We start from the raw sequence: 19,843 nt of genomic DNA, 5'->3' as shown, positions 1-19,843 counted from the left end.
GGGTGTGCGGGCGCTCACGCACCGCCCTCGGCGATCGCGTCGGTGACCTCGGCGACCCGTCCGGCCTCCTCGGCGGCGAAGCGTTCGCGGTCGAGCCGCTCGGCGATCTCCTCGTCCTGGGTCATCAGCAGGTCCAGGTTGGAGTCGCCCATCTCGAAGACGCCCATGTCCACGTACGCCTTCTGGAGCCGCTCGCCCCACAGGCCGATGTCCTTGACGCAGGGGACGATCCGGCTGAAGAGGAGCTTGCGGAACAGGTGGAGGAACTCGGACTGTTCGGAGTACTCCTCGGCCTCCTTCGTCGAGACGCCGAAGTTCTCCAGCACCTCCACGCCGCGCAGCCGGTCGCGCATGAGGTGGCAGCCCTCGATGACGAACTCCTCGCGCTCGCGCAGTTCGGCGTCGGTGAGCTGCTTGTAGTGGTCGCGCAGGGCCATCCGGCCGAAGGCCACGTGCCGGGCCTCGTCCTGCATGACGTACGCCAGTATCTGCTTCGGCAGCGGTTTGTCGGTGGAGTCCCGGATCATCCCGAACGCGGCCAGGGCGAGGCCCTCGATGAGGACCTGCATGCCGAGGTAGGGCATGTCCCAGCGGGAGTCGCGCAGGGTGTCGCCGAGCAGGCCCTGGAGGCTGTCGTTGATCGGGTACAGCATCCCGACCTTCTCGTGCAGGAAGCGCCCGTAGATCTCGGCGTGCCGGGCCTCGTCCATGGTCTGGGTGGCGGAGTAGAACTTGGCGTCCATGTCGGGGACGGACTCCACGATCCGGGCGGCGCAGATCATCGCGCCCTGCTCGCCGTGGAGGAACTGGCTGAACTGCCAGGAGGCGTAGTGCCTGCGCAGCTCGCCCTTGTCCTTCTCGGTCAGCTTGCCCCAGTGGCGGGTGCCGTACAGGGTCAGCGCCTCGTCGGGTGTGCCGAGCGGGTCGTACGGGTCGACCTCCAGGTCCCAGTCGATGCGCCGGGCACCGTCCCACTGCTTGTCCTTGCCCTTCTGGTACAGGGCGAGCAGCCGGTCGCGGCCGTCGTCGTACTCCCAGGTGAAGCGGGCCGAGCCGGTGGCCGGCACCTGCCAGGTCGGGTCTCCCGGGTCCTTGCTGTACAGGGTGTGCGTCGACACGGACGGCTCCTTCGCCTGTGCGCTGACGGGTAGTTGGCAGGCTCACACGTTGGTAGACGCCGGGTCAACAAGTCGCGCACAAGGGATTGACGGTCTTGCTGACAAGCAGTCTCATAAGGGATGTCCCCCGGCAACGCCTACCGCGCGAGGTGCTCCGCTCATGACGTCCGTGACCGAACGCGACATACGGCTGCTCCGCGACGCGCTCGGCCCGCTCCGCGACCGCGAACAGGTCGCCGAGCGCCTGCTCGAATCGTCGGCCAAGCACTCGTTCGACCCCGACAAGGAGCTCGACTGGGACGCCCCGGTCGAGGACGGCAAGTGGTTCTGGCCGCCGGAGCTGGTCTCCCTCTACGACACCCCCCTGTGGCGGAGGATGTCCGAGGAACAGCGGATGGACCTCGCCCGGCACGAGGCCGCGTCGCTCGCCTCGCTCGGCATCTGGTTCGAGATCATCCTGATGCAGCTCCTGGTCCGGCACATCTACGACAAGTCGGTCACCAGCAACCACGTCCGGTACGCGCTCACCGAGATCGCGGACGAGTGCCGCCACTCGATGATGTTCGCGCGGATGATCCAGAAGGGCGGGGCCCCGGCGTACCGGGTGCCGCGCGTCTACCACAACATGGCGCGCGTCCTGAAGACCGTCTCCACGACCCCCGGTTCGTTCGCGGCCACGCTGCTCGGCGAGGAGATCCTCGACTGGATGCAGCGCCTGACCTTCCCCGACGAGCGCGTCCAGAGCCTGGTGCGCGGGGTGACCCGCATCCACGTGGTGGAGGAGGCCCGGCACGTCCGGTACGCACGCGAGGAGTTGCGCCGCCAGATGGTGACGGCGCCGCGCTGGGAGCAGGAGTTCACCCGCCTGAGCTGCGGCGAGGCGGCCCGCGTCTTCTCCGTCTGCTTCGTCAACCCCGAGGTGTACGAGAACGTCGGCCTCGACCGGCGCCAGGCGGTCGCCCAGGTGAGGGCCAGCGGCCACCGCCGCGAGGTGATGCAGTCGGGCGCCCGGCGGCTGACGGAGTTCCTCGACGACATCGGCGTGCTGCGCGGCCCCGGGCGCAGGCTCTGGAAGAGTTCCGGCCTCCTCGCCTGAAGCCCCCCACCACGGCGGGTGGGGCGGAGTTACCCTGCGGGCATGACCAGTGCCGCGACGCCCGCACCCGCGTACCGACGGCTGAGCGTCGAGGAGCGCCGTACGCAGCTCCTCGGCGTCGCCCTCTCGCTCTTCGCGCACCGGGCGCCCAAGGACGTCTCGCTCGACGACGTCGCCGAGGCGGCCGGTGTCTCGCGCCCGCTGGTGTACCGCTACTTCGCGGGCGGCAAGCAGGAGTTGTACGAGGCCGCGCTGCGGTCGGCCGCCGACGAGCTGGAGCTGTGCTTCACCGAGCCGCCCGTGGGCCCGCCCACCGAGCGGCTCGCCCGCGTCCTCGACCGGTACCTGGCCTTCGTCGACCAGCACGACGCCGGGTTCAGCGCCCTGCTCCAGGGCGGCAGCGTCGCCGAGACGTCCCGGACGACCGCGATCGTCGACGAGGTGCGGCGCGCGGCGGCCGAGCAGATCCTGCTGCACCTGGGCGCCGGGGACCCGGGGCCGAGGCTGCGGATGATGGTGCGCACCTGGATCGCGGCGGTCGAGGCGGCGTCCCTGATCTGGCTGGACGAGGACAAGCGGCCGCCCGCCGACGAGCTGCGCGGGTGGCTGGTCGACCACCTGGTCGCCCTGCTCACGGCGACCGCCGCGACGGACGAGCAGACGGCCCGGGCGGTGGCGGGGCTGCTGGCGCAGGAGCGGGCCGAGGGCCCGGTGGGCACCCTGGCGCGCCGCGTGGTCCCCGTGGTGAGCGGGGCCGCGCACCTCCTGTGACACTGGCTGTCGTGCGAAGCGAGAACACCCCCTTCTACGGCGGCCCCCTGGACGGGCGGGTCCTGCCGGTCCTCACCGGCATCACCGGCCACCCGCCCAAGTGGTACACGGTCCCCGTCCCGGCCGAGGACGGCGGCCCGCCGGTCGTCCACGCCTACCGGCGCGTCCCCTCCGGCTACACCCGGCGGCTCGGGCTCCAGCGCGGCTGGAAGTACGAGTACGCCCCCGCCGGGCGTGAGCGGCGCGAGCTGAACTGGCCCTGGTCCCGCAGGTCGTAGGATCACGGGCATGCGCGCCGCCGCGCCGCCGCGCCGCCAAGAGGGGGAGCCTCCGCATGGAACCGTCGTCGCCGCTTCAGCCGATCGGACCGCTGAAGGACGGCGACCCCCGCCGGTGCGGCCCCTACACCCTGCTGGCCCGCTTCGGCGGCTCCGCGGGCGCGGTGCGGTACCTGGCGCGCGGTGACGACGCCACGACCGTCCTGGTGGCGGTGGCACCGGCCGCGCTGGCTGAACTTCCCGCGTTCCGGCGGCGGTTCGCGGCGGAGGCCCGGACGGCGCGGCGGCTGGCCGGGGAGTGGGTGCCTCGGCCCCTGGAGGTGGCGGTCGGGGCGCCGCCGCTGTGGACGGCCACGCCCTACGAGCCCGCGCTCACCCTCGGCGAGGCGGTCGCGCTCGCCGGGCCGCTGCCCGAGCGGGCGGTGCGGGTGCTGGGCGCGGGGCTGGCCGAGACCCTGGCGCGGGTCCACGCGACCGGGGCGGTACTGCACGGGCTGGCCCCCGGCACGGTGCTGCTGGCGGCCGACGGGCCCCGGCTGACCGCGTTCGGCGCGCTGGGCGCTGCGGAGTCGGCCGAGGCCCGCGAGGGCGGGCACCTGTCGGTACGGCTCGGCTACCTCACGCCCGAGCAGGCCGCCGGGCACGAGCCGGGGCCGCCGTCGGACGTCTTCGTGCTCGGGCTGCTGCTGGCGTACGCCGCGACCGGCACCCCTCCGCTGCCGGACGCGGCGTCCATCGCGGACGCCGATCCGGACCTCGGTGCCGTCTCGGGGGAGCTGCGGCCGCTGATCGGCCGGTGCCTGGCCAAGTCCCCCGGCGACCGCCCGGCGGCGGGCCGGGTCGCCGCCGTGCTGGCCCCGCAGGGCGCGGCGGCCCTGGCGGGCGGCGGCTGGCTGCCGGACCGGCTGGCCGGGGCGCTCGACGAGCAGGCCGCCCGGGTGGCGGCCCTGGACGCGCCGCTCACGGGGACGGCACCGGAGGACCTCGACGGGCGCACCGTGCGCGTCGGGCGGCAGACGCGGCGGGAGCCCGCCCCCGGCGGCCCCGGCACGGCCCGCCCGCCGGAGGTGCTCCTCCCGCCCGCCCCGCCGGCCACGGCGCCCGCCCCGCCGGTCCCGGCACCCCTGTCCGCCCCGGCGCCCGCGCCGGCACCGGGGCTCACCCGCCGGGGGCTGTTCACCGGCCTGGCCGCGGGGGTGACGGGAGCCGTCCTCGGGGGCGGCGGCGTGCTCGCGTTCGCGTCCGGCGACGCCGACCAGCCGCGTACCGACGCCAGGCCCGTGGCCCGGCCCCGCCCGGCCGTCCCCGGGGTGCCGCCCCGGCCGCACTGGGCGTACGTCCACCCCGCCGCCGGCGGCGGCGCGCTGAACGCCGCCGTCTGGCGGGAGCGGACCCTGGTGCTCACCTCCGGCGCCCACACCGCGGCCGTCGACCTCGCCACCGGCCGGCGCCTGTGGCAGCGTGCCGACGCCCCGTCCGGCCGGCCCGCCCTGACCGCCGGCGGCCGGCTGCTCGTCGTGGGGGCCGGCGGCCTGCGGTCGCTGTCGCCCGAGGACGGCACGGCCGGGGCCCCGATGCCGCTGGCGGGGGGCCTCCGCCCGGCGGCGGTGGCCGGGCAGGCGGGCGACGTGGTGTGGTTCACCGGCACGGCGGCCGCCCGCACGTACCTGGTGGCGTACGACGCCGCCCGGGGCGAGGAGCTGTGGCGCGTCCAGGTCCCCAACGGCCGCCCGCCGCACATCCCCGCCTACGAGGTGCTCGCCCTGCGGCCGGACACCCTCGTCGTGCGCCAGGACCCGCGGTCGCTGACGGCCGCTCAGGTCAAGGCCGCGAAGGGGCTGGCGATCTTCTACGCACACGACCGGGCGACCGGGGCGCGCCGCTGGTTTAGGCCGTTCGGCGGCGCCCTGCCGGGCGGCGCGGTGTCCGGGGACGCGTCGGGGCGGCTGTACGCGGCGGTGGCGGGTGCGCTGCACGCCTTCGACACCGGTACGCGACGGCCGCTGTGGCGGCTGGCCGGCGGCGGTCCCTTCGGGCGCGCGGAGGTGCGCGGCGGCACGCTGTACGCCGCGGACCGCTCGCAGACCGTGTACGCGGTCGACCCGGCGACCGGCAGGGCGCGCTGGCGGCGCGGCACGGAGGCGGCGGCGGGCGGGGACGTCCCCGGCGTGACCGTGAGCACGAGCGGCCGGACCCTGCTGGCGGCGGACGGCTCGCAGGTCACCGCGTTCGGGGCGGGGGACGGGCGGCGGCTGTGGAAGTTCCAGGACGCCGGGGTCCGGGCCCCGGGCGGCGCGGACATCTCGGCGCCGTACATCGCGCTGGCGGCGGGCACGGGCACCGTCGTGGTCCGGCGCGACCGGACGTTCTACGCGCTGCCGGTGGAGTGACCGGGACGGGTGACCGTACTGGGCCGATCCGCCCACTCCGGCATTTCATACGCAAGTCGTATTATCCACCGCCCCAGGATGGGGGCGGAGGTGATGACATGTCAGGAAAGCTGCTGCGGACGGTGTGCGCGGCCGCGCTGCTGGCCGCGCTCCCCGCCACGCCCGCGGCCGCCGCGCCCGCCCCGCCCGGGTCCACGGTCCCCGAGCTGCTCGCCCAGCTCCGCACGCTGTACCAGCAGGCGGAGGAGGCGAGCGAGACGTACAACGCCACCGAGGAGGAACTGAAGGCGCTCACCGCCGAGACGAAGAAGCTGACCGGCGACCTGACCCGCACCCGTGACTCGCTCGCCCGCGCCCGGGCCGACGCCGGACGGCTGGCCCGCGCCCAGTACCAGGGCCGCACCGACTTCTCCTCCTCCCTGCGCCTGCTGCTCGCCCGCGACCCCGACCACGCCCTGGACCAGCACCACCTGCTCCGGCGCGCCGCACGCGAACGGGCCGCGACCGTGGCCCGGCTCCAGCGCGGCGAGAAGCGGGCGGACGCGCTGGCGACGGCCTCCCGCACGGCCCTGGACCGCGAGCAGACACTGGCCGAGAAGCAGCGGAAGGCCCGCGACGAGGTGACCGCCCGGCTCAAGGACGTCGAGGAGACGCTCGCCGCGCTGTCGGACGACGAGGTCGAGGAGCTGGCCGCCCTGGAGGAGGCCGAGACGGCCGACGCCCAGCGCGAGCTGCTCGCCACCGGTGACCTCACCGGCTCCCGCACCCCCTCCGAACTCGGCGGCGAGGCCCTGGAGTACGCCGCCGGACAGATCGGCAAACCGTACGTCTGGGGCGCCGAGGGCCCGGAGTCCTTCGACTGCTCGGGCCTCACCTCCCGGGCCTGGGCCACGGCGGGCCGCCCCATCCCCCGCACCAGCCAGGAGCAGTGGCGCACCCTCCCCAAGGTCCCCCTGCGCGCCCTGCGCCCGGGCGACCTGGTCGTCTACTTCCCCAAGGCCACCCACGTCGCCATCTACCTGGGCGACGGACTGGTCATCCAGGCCCCGCGCCCCGGCGCCCGCGTCAAGGTCTCCCCCATCGCCGCCAACCCGCTCCTCGGCGCGGTCCGCCCCGACCCCGCGGCCCGCTCCCTGCGCACCTACACCCCGCCCGCACTGCCCCCCGGGGCCGCGGGCGGCTCCGACCAGGGCAACGACCGGGGCTGAACCGCCCCCGGCGGACGGCCGGATGTGACAGAGGTCCGTCATTGCCGTCACGGTGGGACCGCCGTGACCATGGACGCATGCCCGCTCCCCACCGCGTCGTCATCGCGGTCTTCCCCGACGTCGACCTGCTCGACGTCACCGGCCCCGCCGAGGTGTTCGCCCTGGCCAACCGGGAGACCGGTGGCCGGGACCGGTACGAGGTGCGCCTGGCGGGCCCCGGAGCCGGGCCGGTGGTCACGTCGGCCGGGGTGCGCCTGATGGCGGACCTGGCCTTCGGCGAGGTGGGCGCCGCCGTGGACACCCTGGTGGTGCCCGGCGCGGTGGACCGGGGCCCGCACGGGCCGGTGGCCCGGGTGGACGACACGGTGGTGGAGTGGGTGCGGGCCACGGCGCCCCACGCGCGGCGGATCGCCTCGGTGTGCGTGGGCGCGCACGTGCTCGCCGCCGCGGGGCTCCTGGACGGTCGCCGGGCGACCACGCACTGGTCGACCGCGGCCCAGCTCGCGGCCGACCACCCGCGGGTGCGGGTCGACGCCGACCCGATCTTCGTCCGCTCCGGGCGGGTGTGGACCGGGGCGGGCATCAGTACCTGCATGGACCTGGCGCTCGCCCTGGTCGCCGAGGACCACGGCGAGGAAGCGGCCCTGGCCGTGGCCCGGCAGCTCGTGATGTACCTCCGGCGCCAGGGCGGCCAGAGCCAGTTCAGCGTGCCGCTGAGCCGGCCGGCGTCGGCCCGCAGGGACATCGACGACCTGCGGGTGTTCATCACCGAGCACCTCGACGGCGACCTGTCCGCGCCCGCGCTGGCCGCGCGCATGTGCCTGAGCGAGCGCCACTTCGCCCGGGTCTTCCGCCGGGAGACCGGCACCAGCCCGGCCGCCTACGTGGAGGCGGCCCGGGTCGAGGCGGCCCGCCGCCTGCTGGAGACCACCGACCAGCCGCTGGAGCGGATCGCGGCGGCCACCGGCCTCGGCTCGGTGGAGACGCTGCACCGCGCCTTCCGCAAGCAGATCAGCACCACCCCGGCCGCCTACCGCCGCCGGTTCCGCACCGCTTCCTGACCTTCGGCACGGCGTCCCGCCCGGCGCGGGCCCCGCCCTGCCTCCTCACCGACCGAAAGGCACCGTTCACCCGTGAATGTCTCCACGACCCTGCGTGACGTCAGCGGCCTCGACAGCGCACCGCCCCACCTCGCCGCGACGACCCTCTTGCTGATCGACTTCCAGAACACCTACCGCACGGGCGTCATGGCCCTCGACGGCGCCGAACCCGCCCTGGCCGCCGGGGCGCGCCTGCTCGCCGCCGCACGCGCGGCCGGCACCCCGGTCGTCCACGTCGTCCACGACGGGGGCGAGGGCACCCCGTACGACATCCGTGCCGAGATCGGTGCCATCTGCGCCGAAGTGGCGCCCGTGGACGGCGAACCGGTCGTGGTGAAGCGGTTCCCCGACTCCTTCCACCGGACGGACCTGGAGGCGACGCTGCGCGCCCTGGACGCCGGACCCGACCTGGTGCTGGCCGGGTTCATGACCCACATGTGCGTGGCCTCCACCGCCCAGGGCGCCTTCCAGCTCGGATACCGCCCCACCGTCGTCGCCGAGGCGACCGCCACCCGCTCCCTGACCGGGCCCGACGGCACCACCGTGCCCGCCGCCGCGCTCAAGGCGGCGAGCCTGACGACGATCTCCGACCTCTTCGGCACCGTGGCACCCACCGTCGGGCACCTCACGGCCGGACGGCGCACCGGCTGAGCGTCACGCCCCCGCGACGGACTCCAGGTACGCGCCCGCCTTGTCCGGGTCGTAGAAGAAGTGCTCGAAGTCGGACGGGTCGTTGAAGCCGTTCGCGATCCGGTGCGCCACGGGCGGGAGCTGACCGGCGCCGCCGATCAGGTTCAGCACGTGCTCCGGCGGGACGCCCAGCATGGCGTTGGTCCACTTGGTGACGTGCTGGGCCGTCTCCCAGTAGCGGTCGAACGTCTGCTGCATCCAGGCCTCGTCGAACGGCTGGTCGCCGTGCTCGGTGATCGAGGCGAGGTAGGCGGCCGCGCACTTGGAGGCCGAGTTGGAGCCCTGGCCGGTGATCGGGTCGTTGGCGACGACGACGTCCGCGACGCCCAGCACCAGACCGCCGCCGGGCAGCCGGCCGATCGGGTGGCGGACGGTGGGGGCGTACCGGCCGGCCAGGGTGCCGTTGGCGTCCGTCAGCTCCACCTTGGTGGCCCGCGCGTACTCCCAGGGCGTGAACCGCTCCATCAGTTCCAGCGTCAGCGCCAGGTGCTCGGAGGGGTCCTTGACGCCCTGGAAGACGTCCAGCGGGCCGCCCGGGACGCCTTCCCAGAACAGGATGTCCGCCCGGCCGCTCGTGGTCAGCGTCGGCATCACGAACAGCTCGCCGACCCCCGGCACCAGGTTGCAGCGGACCGCTTCGAGGTCCGGGTGCTCGGGGCGCGGGCCCAGCCCGTGCACGTACGCGACGGCCAGCGCGCGCTGCGGCTCGCTGTACGGGGAGCGCGAGGCGTCCCGGCCGAACATCGACACCAGCTCGCCCTTGCCCGCCGAGACGAGCACCAGGTCGTAGGTGCGCGAGAAGTAGTCCAGGTCGGAGACCGCCGCGCCGTGGATGACGAGCTGGCCGCCGCGCTGGGCGAAGGTCTCCATCCAGCCGGCCATCTTCACGCGCTGGTCGACGGACTGGGCGTACCCGTCGAGCCTGGCGACCCAGTCGACCGGGCGGCTCGCGTCGGGCGCGCCGACGGAGACGCCGAGGCCCTCGATGCGCGGGGCCTGGGACTCCCAGAAGTTGATCCCGAGGTCCCGCTCGTGCTGGAGCGCCGTGTGGAACATGCACTGCGTGGACATGACCCGGCCGGCCCGGATCTCGTCCGCCGTGCGGTTGGACATCAGGGTGACCTCGTAGCCCCGCGCCTGGAGGCCGAGGGCGAGCTGGAGGCCGGACTGCCCGGCTCCGACGATGAGTATCTTCCGCATCGAAGGTCTCTTTTCCTTACTCAGGGGTGGTTTCGAGGGCACGGGCCACGAGCGCGAGCAGGGAGTCGACCACCGTGATCCGCTTCCGGGCGTCCATGATCACGATCGGTACGTCCTTGGGCACGGTGAGCGCCTCGCGCACGTCCTCGGCCTCGAACAGCTCGGACCCCTCGAAGTGGTTGACCGCCACGACGTACGGCAGGCCGCAGCTCTCGAAGTAGTCGAGCGCCGGGAAGCAGTCCGTCAGCCGCCGGGTGTCGGCCATCACGATCGCGCCGATCGCCCCGCGCACCAGGTCGTCCCACATGAACCAGAACCGCTGCTGGCCCGGCGTACCGAAGAGGTACAGCACCAGGTCGTCGTCGAGCGTGATGCGCCCGAAGTCCATGGCGACGGTGGTGGTGAGCTTCCCGGGCGTCGCGGACAGGTCGTCCGTGTCCTCGCTGGCCCGCGTCATCAGCGCCTCGGTCTGCAGCGGCGTGATCTCCGAGACCGATCCGACGAAGGTCGTCTTGCCGACGCCGAAGCCGCCCGCGACGACGACCTTCGTCGCGATGGGGGCGCGGGTGTGGTCGAGCTGCCAGGCCTGGACCTCTTCCTGGGGCTCGCCCTCCTCCACGGGTATCTCAGAGACGGCGGAGACCACTCAGCACCCTTTCGAGCAGTGCGCGGTCGGGCTGGCCGGTGCCGTGACCGGTGCCGTACACGCGGATTCTCCCCTGGTCGGCCAGGTCGCTGAGCAGGACCCGGACGACGCCCAGCGGCATCTTCAGCAGCGCGGAGATCTCGGCCACCGTGCGCATGCGGCGGCAGACCTCCACGATGGCCCGCATCTCCGGCATGACGCGGGAGACGAGGCCGCCGTTCGGCAGCTCCTTGCGCTCCTCGGGCGCTTCGAGCGCGGCCACGAACGTCTCGACGAGCAGCACGTGACCGAAGCGGGTGCGGCCGCCGGTGAGCGAGTAGGGGCGGACGCGGGCGGGCCGCCGCCCGCCGCCCCGCACCGGCAGCCGGCCGGCGGCGGACGCGGAGGTCATTCGGCGCTCTCCATCGACTTGCGCAGCTCGCTGCGGAGTTCGGGCGTGAGGACGTGTCCCGCGCGGCCGACGAAGAGCGCCATGTGGTACGCGACGACGCTCATGTCACAGTCGGGGGTGGCGTGCACGCCGAGGAGCGAGCCGTCGCTGATGGACATCACGAAGACGCTGCCCTCCTCCATCGCGACCATCGTCTGCTTGACGCCGCCGCCGTCCATGAGCTTCGCGGCGCCGATGGTCAGGCTGCCGATGCCCGAGACGATGGTGGCGAGGTCGGCGCTGGACCCGCGGGGCCCGTCGGACCGGGGCGGGTCGGCCGGGGCCTTCGGCTTCCGCTCCGCCGGGTCGGAGGAGAGCAGCATCAGCCCGTCGGAGGAGACGACGGCCACGGAGCGGACCCCCGGCACCTCCTCGACGAGGTTGCCGAGCAGCCAGTGCAGGTTCTTGGCCTCGCTGCTCAGTCCGAAAGGTGCGGTGCCGGTGGTACTACTGCCGGTCGTCGCAGTCAACTGCGTGCCTCCTCGACTGTGTCCCCCGTCTCTTCGGTACGTACCGCTTCCAACTGCTGGGTGCTCTCGGCGATCTCCGCCTCCGCGTCGCGCCGGCCCGCCTGGGCGCCCTGGTGGAACCCGCCGAGCCGGCGCCGCAGCGCCTCGGCGTCGATCCCGCCCTTGCGCCCGGCGGCGGGCGCGGACGGCTGGACGACCCGGGGCGTCCGCTTGGGCAGGCCCTTGTCGGTGACGCGCTCCCACTTCGGCTCCCGGGCGCGCGGCTGGGCCTCGTCGCCCCCGGGCTCCTGCGCGCGCTCGTGCGCCTCGGGCTCGGCCCCGGCCCCGGGCTCCTGGTCGGTCGGGCCGGGCTCGGTCCGGGCCTCGGGCTCGGCCTCGGCCCCGGGCTCCTGGTCGGTCGGGCCGGGCTCGGGGTCCTGGTCGGTCTTCCGGTCGGTCGGGCCGGGTTCGGGTGCGGTCGCGGGCTCGGTCTTCCCGTCGGCCGCGGGCTCGGGGTCCGGTTCGGGCTCGGGGTCCGGCTCCGGGGCGCGCGGGGCGCGGACCTGGAGGGTGGCCTCGGGCCCTGCGGACACCTCGGGGGCGTCCTCGCCGGGCGCGTCGCCCTCGGGGGCGTCCTCGCCGGGCGCGTCGCCGGTGGCGGCGATCGTCGCTTCGGCGGCGGCGACCAGCGGGTCACGGGCGGTACGGGCGCCGGGCAGGGCGTTGGAGTTGGCCTCGGCGACCGAGCCCGGGAGGTTCAGCGTGGGGGCCGCGCCCGCGACGGTGACCGACGGGGGCAGGGCGGTCGGCGGGGCGTCCGGGAGCAGGGCCGGGGGCAGGACGACGACCGCCGTCACACCGCCCTGCTTCTGCTCGCGGAGCTGGACCCGTACGCCGTGCCGCGCCGCGAGCAGCGCGGCCACCCGGATGCCGAGGCCCTCGCCCTCCCGGTCGGCCTCGGACGCGGGCTGCGCCTCCGGGTCGGCCAGGCGGGCGTTCAGCTCGGTGAGCCGGCCCTCCGTCATCCCTATGCCCTCGTCCTCGACCGAGAGCATCACCTCGCCGCTCTCCAGCAGCCAGCCGGAGAGCCGGACCTTCGCGTCGGGCGGCGAGAAGGACGTGGCGTTCTCCAGCAGTTCCGCCAGCAGGTGCGAGAGGTCGTCGGCGGCGAACCCGGCCACGTGCGCGTGCGGCGGCAGCGACTGGATGGTGACCCGCTCGTACCGCTCGATCTCGCTGACGGCGGCGCGCGCCACGTCGACCAGCGGGACCGGGCCCTGGTGGGCGTGGTTGTGCTCGTGGCCGGCGAGGACCAGGAGGTTCTCGCTGTGCCGGCGCATGACCGTGGCCATGTGGTCGAGCTTGAAGAGGGTGGCCAGCCGCTCCGGGTCCTGCTCGCGCTCCTCCAGCTTCTCGATGACTCCGAGCTGCCGTTCGACGAGCCCGAGCGTGCGGAGGGAGAGGTTGACGAACGTGTGGTGGACGCTGCCCCGCAGCGCCTCCAGTTCGGCGCTGACCTCGGCGGTCCGGTCGCGTAGTTCGGCGCGCTGGGTCGCCAGTTCGGCCGTGAGGGCCTCGCGGGCGGCGACGGCGTCGGTGCGCTCGGCGTCGAGCCGCTGGGCGCGGGCGCCGAGGTCGGCGAGCCTGCCGTGCAGGGTGTTGAGCGAGCGTACGACCTGGGCGAACTCGTCGTTGCGGCCGGTGAAGCGGACCGGCTCCTCCGTCTCGGGCGCCTGTGCGAGACGGGCGGCGCCGATGCGCAGGACGGCCAGCGGCCGGGTGAGCGTGCGGGCGACGGCGGTGGAGACGCCGATCGCGACGAGCAGGCAGCCGCCGAGGAGCGCGATGCGCAGTTCGAGCGCGGTGACGTCGTCGTCGCGGAGCTGCTCCATGCGCCGCACCTCGCCGGTGGCGAGGGCGGACTCGACGCCGCGCATCTGCTCGATGCGGGCGGTGAGGGTGGCGCGGAGCTTCTCCCGGTCGGTCTTCCGCTCGGCGTCGGACAGCTCGGGCCGGTCGGTGAGGCCCGCCAGGTACGTTTCGGCGCTCTTGACCTCGGGTCCTGTGACCGTGGCGGCGAGGGAGTCGCGGGCGGCGGGCGGGGCCGCCCGGTCGAAGTCGGCGAGGGCGGCCTGTTCGCGGACGCGGGCCTGCTGGGCGGCGGCGCTGAGGTCGTCGCGCGTCCGGTCGGCCCGGTCGCCCGCCGGGTCCTCGGGCTCGACGTACTGCCCGGTGACCGGGTCGTAGACGGGGGCGGTGTTCTTCTTGCCGGGGACGGCGAGCGCGCCGAGGAGCAGGCCGCGGGTGGCGGACGCCTGGTCGACGGCCCGGCCCAGTTCGGCGAGGGCGCGGGTGCCGGCGCCCGCGTCGGCGGCGCGGGCGGGGGTCTTGTCGGCGAGCTGGGCGGACAGGGCGTGGAGCCGGGTGATGACGTCGGTGTACGCCCGGTGCGCCTCCATGGCGGTGCCCGTGCCGGTGAGGGCGGAGCGGCGGATGGCGGGGAGGCCCGCGAGTTCGCGGCGCAGGCCGGAGGGGGCGGCGGCGCGGATCTCGTCGATCTGCCGGTCGACGCGGGCGCGGTGCGCGGCGTCGACGGCGGGCGCACCGGCCTTGTCGCCCGCGGCCGGGTCCGTGTCGCCCTGGCCCTGTTCGCCGGCGCCGCCCCGGTCGTCCGCGCCCTTCGCGTCGCGTCCGGCGGCGATGTACGCGGTGACCTCGTCGCGCTCGTCGGCGAGGGAGTGCGCGAGGGTGACCGCCTGGCGGTTGAGCTCGGCGAGGGTGACCAGCCGCTGGGAGTCCGTGAGGTCGCCGGAGGCGGTGAGGACGGCGGGGGCCCCGGCCCCTATGACGGTGATCCCGACCAGCGCGACGCCGACGACGAGCCGGCTGCGTACGCGTACGCCGCGGCCGCCCGGTGCCTGGGGATCGCCGGGAGTCTCACTGCGCTTCTGCACCGGTTCTCACATTCTTGAACTCGTCCGCCCATGAAGCAGAGGTGACGACCGGTCACTCGTGCGATCAGCCCCCCAACCCCTGGTACGGCCTCGACCATTCCAGCGCTGTTGTTGTGGGAGGCACACGTCGGCCACTCCGCCACCCGAACGAGTGAACAACACTCCGGAGTTGGCGAACAACTCTCCCGGGCGCATGTGCGGGGGCCCCACGGGGTGACGGGTTGAAAGATCCACGCGGGCTTTGGCAGGATGCGCGCCCGCACCTCGCCGGAGGGTCCGCTTCCGGCTCCCACCCCCTTCCGGCCTGCTGGTACGGGCCGGTTCCGGCCCTTTGCCGGCCGTGTGAAGAACTCATGCAGACTGGGCCCATGCGCAGTGAGATCTCCTCCGTCCCGGGCACTGACGAACGCCCCAACGAGGACTGGGCTTCCGTGGCCGTTCCCGCATCCGGCCAGGGCGGCACGCTCGTGGTGCTGGACGGGGTGACGCCCCCGGTCGACGATGACGGTTGTGTGCACTCGGTGCCCTGGTACACCGCGCGGCTCGGGGGCGCCCTGACCGAACTGTCCGGTTCCCGTCCCGACCTGACGGTGGCCGGGATCCTGGCGGAGGCAATTCGGCGCACCGCGGACGCCCACCGCGACTCCTGTGACCTTTCTCACGTCCGTACGCCTCAGGCGACGGTCGTCCTGGCGCGTTGGGACGCGGTGAGCGTCGAGTACCTGGTGCTGGCCGACTCGGTGCTGCTGCTGCGTTCGCCGGAGGGCGCGGTACGGGCGGTGGTGGACGACCGGCTCGACCGGCTGCCGCCCGGCTCGCTGGCCTCGCACGCCGTCACGGACACGACCGTGCGGAACAAGGAGGGCGGGTTCTTCACCGCCGCGGCCGACCCGTCGGTGGCGGCCCGCGCGGTCACCGGCCGGGTGCCGCGGTCGGCCGTGCGCGAGCTGGTCGCCATGACGGACGGGGCGACCCGGTGGACCGAGGTGTTCAAGCGGGGCGACTGGGCGGACTGCTTCGCGGTGGTGGACGAGGAGGGGGCGCGCGGGCTGATCGCCCGGGTGCGGGAGCTGGAGGCGTCGTCCTCGTTCGCGTACCGCTGGAAGCGGCACGACGACGCGACGGTGGTGCACGTCGAGCTGTGAGGGCGCCGGTCAGCTCTCGGCGGAGCCGTTGAGCTGGTGCAGCAGCCGGGCCAGCTCGGCGACCTCGGCGCGGTCCCAGCCGGCGAGCTTGCGGACGTAGCGGGCGCGGCGGGCGTCGCGCACCCGGCGGAAGCGGCTGCGGCCCTCGTCGGTGAGGCGCACGAGGGAGGCGCGGCCGTCGGCGGGGTCGGGGGCGCGGGTGACGAGCCCGAGCTCCTCCAGGGCGCGGAGCTGGCGGCTCATGGTGGCCTTGCCGACGCCGAAGTACGCGGCGAGTCCGGTGGCGCGCTGGGTGCCGGCCTCCTCCAGCCGGACGAGCAGGCCGTAGGCGGCGGGTTCGAGGTCGGGGTGGACCTCGCGGGCCATTTCGCCGGACGAGGCACGGGCACGGCGCAGGAAGACCGCCAATTCACGCTCCAGCGCGAGGAATTCCTCGTTCGCCTCGGCGTCGTTCCCCGTACGGCTTTCCTGCACGTCAGCACCTCTCGCGCGCTTTCCCGGCTCTGAAATATGTTTTCGGCGGCGGCCATTGCCGCAGCTCGTCCAGTATTTCGCAGGCATAGACCAATGGCGGCATCGAACCCCTCTTCCGCGGGCCGGTTCTACGTGCGTAGCGTCATGCATGGCATGTTCACGCCACGCATGCCGCCATCCCCGCGCGAACCCCCCAGGCCCTTCGGAGGCACGCCATGCCCGTGCACAGACCCGGCACGCTCCTCGCGACCCTGGCCCTGCTCCCGTTCCTCCTCGCCCTCGCCGCCCCCGCACCGGCGAGCGCCGCCGACAAGCCGCCCGCCCGGGGCACCGCCCACATGGGCATGGGCGTCGCCGCCCACGACGGCACCGGCGGCCTGCCCCCCGACGGCCGCGCCGTCCAGACCGAGGGCGTCGACGTCTCCAGCCACCAGGGCAACGTCGACTGGACCGCGCTGTGGAACAGCGGCGTGAAGTGGGCCTACGTCAAGGCCACCGAGGGGACGTACTACAAGAACCCCTACTTCGCGCAGCAGTACAACGGCTCCTACGGCATCGGCATGATCCGCGGCGCCTACCACTTCGCCACCCCCGACACCACGACGGGCGCCGCCCAGGCGGACTACTTCGTCAACAACGGCGGCGGCTGGTCGCGCGACGGCAGGACGCTGCCGGGTGTGCTGGACATCGAGTGGAACCCGTACGGCTCCGCCTGCTACGGCAAGAGCCAGGCGGCCATGGTGAGCTGGATACGGGACTTCCTGGGCCGCTACAAGTACCGCACCGGCCATGACGCGGTGATCTACACCGCCACGAGCTGGTGGAAGCAGTGCACGGGCAACTACGGCGGCTTCGGGGCCTCCAGCCCGCTGTGGGTGGCCCGCTACAACACCACGGTGGGCGAACTGCCGGCCGGGTGGGCGTACTACACGATGTGGCAGTACACCTCCACCGGCCCGATCGTGGGCGACCACAACAGGTTCAACGGCGCGTACGACCGCCTCCAGGCCCTCGCCAACGGCTGACGCGCCGCCGCCCGCGACCGGTGGCCGCGGGAGGGAGCCCCCCGGCGCGGACGGGCGCCGGGGGGCTGTCGGGGAAGCGGCGGGCAGCGGCGGCGTCAGCCGCAGCGGCCGGCCGGGCGGGAGCGGGTGACGAGGTCGGTCCAGCCCGTGGTGCCGTCGATCCAGACGACCTGGGTGCCGGACACGGCCGCCGGGGAGAGCTGCTCGCCGCGGTTGCAGGAGACGCGCTCCTTGCGGGTGCCGTCGGTGGTGAGCTGCCAGTTCTTGGGCAGCGTCTCGTTGCGGTACGCCGTGTCCGGCAGCGAGGCGTTGACCGTGACCGCCGACTCGGAGACCGTCAGCTCGGAGGCGATCAGCGCGCCCGGCTTGGCCTCGCCGCTGATGTCGTAGGCGCCGGTGCCGTCCAGGTCGGCGCGCCGGATGCCCATCTGCCCGTCGTCGGCGGCGTTGGCGTCGGTGAGCCAGAAGACGTGGCTGCCGTTGAGGGCGGTCTGCCCCAGGGACTGCGGCTCGTCCAGCGCCTGGGTCATGGTCCTCTTCCCGGTGGCCAGGTCCAGGAGCTCCACGCCGAGCCGGTACTCGCCGCCCTCCGGGTAGAGCTTGGCGTACGCGAGCCTGCCCCGCGAGATCGACGGCAGCCCGGTCAGGACGTCGTCGCCGCCCCCGTCCACATAGGTCGGCTGCCGGTCACCCGCACGCAGGTGGACGACGTGACGGGAGAACAGGCCGAGCGTCTCGAAGACCGTCACGCCGTTCTCGGTGCGCAGCCCGGCGACGTCGGACGTCGTGGACGAGTACAGCGTTTTGATGGGCCCGCCCGCGATCGGCCGGGACAGGACGTCCACGCTCGTCGCGCCGTAGGCGGCCCAGACGACGGTCCTGCCGTCCGTGGCCGGGTGGACGTGGTAGCGGCCGTCGTTGGGACTCATCAGCTTCGGGGTGCCCGTGCCGTCGGCACGGCCGGCGTAGACGGAGTACGGCTCGGTGCCGTCGTCGTTGGACTTGGCGACCGTCCACCAGCCGCCGCCCGCCTGGGCGCCGGTGCCGGTGATGTTCAGCCCGCCGAACAGCTCGTCGGAGTCGACACCCAGCGCCTCCTCCCAGCCCGCGACGATGCCGTGGGCGTTGAAGGACCGCGTGGCGGTCCTCAGCCGCTGCCCGGTGACGCCCAGGTCCTCCGCGGCGGCCAGGACGGCGTTGCGCCCGTCGGTGAAGCCGTCCAGCGGGGTCATGTACTCGGTGAGCGCCTTGTACACGATCCGGTCGGCCAGCTCGGCGCCCAGGTCCTGGCGCATGTCCCACAGCGCGCCGGAGAAGATGGTCGAGTTGAGGTGCACACCGCCGTTGTCGGTGCCGAAGGTGGTGCCGAGGAAGTCCTTGGACGTGGTGGCGCCGTCGTTGAGGTCGCGCAGGGCGCAGGCGCGGGGCGTGGCCTTGCGGCACAGGTCCTCGCCGATGAGGCCCGCGTCCGGGTGGTCCATCGCGATGCCGGCCTGCGTGACGTCGATGGCGTTGCCGAAGTAGTCGGCGACGGCCTCGTTGAGCGCGCCGGACTGGCCCGCGTAGACCAGGTTGGCGGTGTTCTCCACGACGCCGTGGGTCATCTCGTGGCCGACCACGTCGAGGTCGGCGGAGAGGGGCTTGTACTCGCTGTCGCCGGAGCCGTACACCATCTTGGTGCCGTCCCAGAAGGCGTTGACGTACGGCATGCCGAACTGGGTGACGCCGACGAGCGAGTTGACGGCCGAGCCGCGCCCGTCGAGGCCGTCCCGGGCGTGGTGCTTCTTGTAGTAGTCGTAGACCTGCCCGGCCGCCCAGTGCGCGTCGACCGCGCCCGCGTCGGTGGCGTCCTTTCCGAACTCGGCGCCGGGCGAGGCGAACTCCTTGAGGTCGGCCGGCCAGCCGCCCAGCACCTCGTAGACGTCCTTGTCCCGCGCGTCCCAGGTGGTGAGCGCGGCCTTGCTGCCGTCCGCCATCCGGGCGCGGTCGGCCATCAGGTAGCGGCCGTCGGCGGCCTTGCTGACGTTGAGGGCGACCTTGGTGCCGTTCAGCAGGGTGCCGCTGCCGGCGTCCCCGGCGCCGGGGTCGGCCGGGGCGTCCGCCTTCGTCGCGGTGGCCCCGGTCGGGGTCCTCGGCGGTGCGAGCGTCCTGATGCCGCTGAACCGGAGCACGGGGAACCCGGCCCGCGCGTCCACGTACACGTGCTCGAGCACCGGTCCGCCGGTCACCGGGTCGGTGCCGCGCACGGTCACGTGGTACGCGAGCACGCCCTCACCGCGCGGGATGACGACCAGGCCGCCGGCGGCACCGCGCAGCGGTTCGGTCCTCTGCGCGTCGGCCTTGGAGAGCCGGTGGCCGCCGAGCCGTTCCAGGGTCGCGGCGACCGCGCGGCGTACCGCCACGTCCTTGTCCACGGCCGGCCGGACCCCGGTCGTCAGGCCCGTGAAGTACTTGCCGGAGGTGCCGGTGACGAGGCGCTCGCCGCCCTTCTTCTCCATCCGGACCACGTACTGGCCGCCCAGCACGGGCACGCCCCGGTGCTTCTGCTGGAGCCGTACGGTCTCCTCGGTGCCGCGCTTCAGCGTCTGTACGGGGGCGAGATCACGCCCCGGTTCGGCGATCTTGTAGCGGCTCTCCCTGGCGTCCAGGTGCTCCCGCGCCGCGTCCGCCGGGCTCGCCCCGGCGTCCGCCGCCTCCCGGATGCCGTCGACGAGCGCGGGGGTCGCGGTGCGCGCCCCCGGGATGACGTCGGCGGGCGGTTCGGTGGCCGGCGGGGTCGCCGCCGACGCCGGAACCGCGGTGATCAGGAGCCCCGCGGCGGCGAGCAGTGCCGCCGCGCGGGCCCCCGCCCGTATGCCGGATCTCACCG

General features: G+C 74.2%; 17 protein-coding genes. 9 read left to right on the top strand and 8 right to left on the bottom strand.

The window, feature by feature from the left end; all coding sequences use genetic code 11:
• Positions 1-14 precede the first annotated feature (14 nt).
• Entirely contained in the window at positions 15-1,118 is a 1,104-nt protein-coding gene (locus E2B92_RS21580; RefSeq protein ID WP_126887772.1) for a ferritin-like domain-containing protein, read from the bottom strand.
• Between the two features lie 160 nt (positions 1,119-1,278).
• Here E2B92_RS21580 and E2B92_RS21575 point away from each other — a divergent pair, with 160 nt between their 5' ends.
• The 7 genes from E2B92_RS21575 to E2B92_RS21545 all read left to right on the top strand — a co-directional run bounded on the left by E2B92_RS21575 (position 1,279) and on the right by E2B92_RS21545 (position 8,612).
• Positions 1,279-2,214 (top strand): AurF N-oxygenase family protein, encoded by a 936-nt coding sequence (locus tag E2B92_RS21575; RefSeq protein ID WP_126887771.1) that lies wholly within the window; start codon positions 1,279-1,281, stop codon positions 2,212-2,214.
• Positions 2,215-2,256: 42 nt separating this feature from the next.
• A complete protein-coding gene (locus tag E2B92_RS21570) occupies positions 2,257-2,985 on the top strand; it encodes a TetR/AcrR family transcriptional regulator (RefSeq protein WP_126887770.1) in 729 nt (242 codons plus the stop codon).
• 11 nt (positions 2,986-2,996) lie between these two features.
• Positions 2,997-3,263: a hypothetical protein gene (locus E2B92_RS21565; RefSeq protein WP_126887769.1), complete on the top strand. Its 267-nt coding sequence runs from the start codon at positions 2,997-2,999 to the stop codon at positions 3,261-3,263.
• A gap of 56 nt (positions 3,264-3,319) precedes the next feature.
• Complete coding sequence (locus E2B92_RS21560) at positions 3,320-5,653, top strand: outer membrane protein assembly factor BamB family protein (protein WP_235023908.1); 2,334 nt, start codon at positions 3,320-3,322, stop codon at positions 5,651-5,653.
• Positions 5,654-5,751: 98 nt separating this feature from the next.
• Positions 5,752-6,861: a C40 family peptidase gene (locus E2B92_RS21555; RefSeq protein WP_126887009.1), complete on the top strand. Its 1,110-nt coding sequence runs from the start codon at positions 5,752-5,754 to the stop codon at positions 6,859-6,861.
• A gap of 77 nt (positions 6,862-6,938) precedes the next feature.
• Positions 6,939-7,922, top strand: a complete 984-nt coding sequence (locus E2B92_RS21550) for a GlxA family transcriptional regulator (protein WP_126887008.1) — start codon at positions 6,939-6,941, stop codon at positions 7,920-7,922.
• A gap of 72 nt (positions 7,923-7,994) precedes the next feature.
• On the top strand, positions 7,995-8,612 hold the full coding sequence (locus tag E2B92_RS21545; RefSeq protein WP_126887007.1) for an isochorismatase family protein: 618 nt from the start codon (positions 7,995-7,997) through the stop codon (positions 8,610-8,612).
• Positions 8,613-8,615: 3 nt separating this feature from the next.
• On the opposite strand, the gene E2B92_RS21540 is transcribed toward E2B92_RS21545, so the two are convergent.
• The 5 genes from E2B92_RS21540 to E2B92_RS21520 are packed head-to-tail and all read right to left on the bottom strand — an operon-like array spanning position 8,616 to position 14,330.
• Positions 8,616-9,851, bottom strand: coding sequence for a styrene monooxygenase/indole monooxygenase family protein (locus tag E2B92_RS21540; RefSeq protein WP_126887006.1), 1,236 nt, complete (start codon positions 9,849-9,851; stop codon positions 8,616-8,618).
• Positions 9,852-9,867: 16 nt separating this feature from the next.
• Positions 9,868-10,497, bottom strand: coding sequence for a GTP-binding protein (locus E2B92_RS21535; protein WP_185923644.1), 630 nt, complete (start codon positions 10,495-10,497; stop codon positions 9,868-9,870).
• Positions 10,478-10,888: a DUF742 domain-containing protein gene (locus tag E2B92_RS21530; RefSeq protein ID WP_126887005.1), complete on the bottom strand. Its 411-nt coding sequence runs from the start codon at positions 10,886-10,888 to the stop codon at positions 10,478-10,480. Before E2B92_RS21530 ends, E2B92_RS21535 begins: the two co-directional genes overlap by 20 nt.
• A complete protein-coding gene (locus E2B92_RS21525; protein ID WP_126887004.1) occupies positions 10,885-11,397 on the bottom strand; it encodes a roadblock/LC7 domain-containing protein in 513 nt (170 codons plus the stop codon). Before E2B92_RS21525 ends, E2B92_RS21530 begins: the two co-directional genes overlap by 4 nt.
• Complete coding sequence (locus tag E2B92_RS21520) at positions 11,394-14,330, bottom strand: nitrate- and nitrite sensing domain-containing protein (RefSeq protein WP_126887003.1); 2,937 nt, start codon at positions 14,328-14,330, stop codon at positions 11,394-11,396. Before E2B92_RS21520 ends, E2B92_RS21525 begins: the two co-directional genes overlap by 4 nt.
• A 368-nt stretch (positions 14,331-14,698) precedes the next feature.
• Between E2B92_RS21520 and E2B92_RS21515 the strand changes: the two genes are divergently transcribed.
• Complete coding sequence (locus E2B92_RS21515; protein ID WP_126887002.1) at positions 14,699-15,475, top strand: protein phosphatase 2C domain-containing protein; 777 nt, start codon at positions 14,699-14,701, stop codon at positions 15,473-15,475.
• 9 nt (positions 15,476-15,484) lie between these two features.
• Here the strand turns inward: E2B92_RS21515 and E2B92_RS21510 are convergent, their stop codons facing one another.
• Positions 15,485-16,036 carry a MarR family winged helix-turn-helix transcriptional regulator gene (locus E2B92_RS21510; protein WP_392915025.1) on the bottom strand — a complete coding sequence of 184 codons (552 nt, stop codon included), beginning with the start codon at positions 16,034-16,036 and terminating at the stop codon, positions 15,485-15,487.
• Positions 16,037-16,164: 128 nt separating this feature from the next.
• Here E2B92_RS21510 and E2B92_RS21505 point away from each other — a divergent pair, with 128 nt between their 5' ends.
• On the top strand, positions 16,165-16,974 hold the full coding sequence (locus tag E2B92_RS21505; protein WP_126887000.1) for a lysozyme: 810 nt from the start codon (positions 16,165-16,167) through the stop codon (positions 16,972-16,974).
• A gap of 95 nt (positions 16,975-17,069) precedes the next feature.
• Here the strand turns inward: E2B92_RS21505 and E2B92_RS21500 are convergent, their stop codons facing one another.
• Positions 17,070-19,841 (bottom strand): M4 family metallopeptidase, encoded by a 2,772-nt coding sequence (locus E2B92_RS21500; protein WP_126886999.1) that lies wholly within the window; start codon positions 19,839-19,841, stop codon positions 17,070-17,072.
• Positions 19,842-19,843: the final 2 nt, after the last annotated feature.

The organism is Streptomyces sp. WAC05374 (assembly GCF_004353505.1).
Taxonomy (GTDB): domain Bacteria; phylum Actinomycetota; class Actinomycetes; order Streptomycetales; family Streptomycetaceae; genus Streptomyces.
Note: the sequence above shows the minus strand (reverse complement) of the source record. Positions and strands in the feature narration are given on the sequence as shown.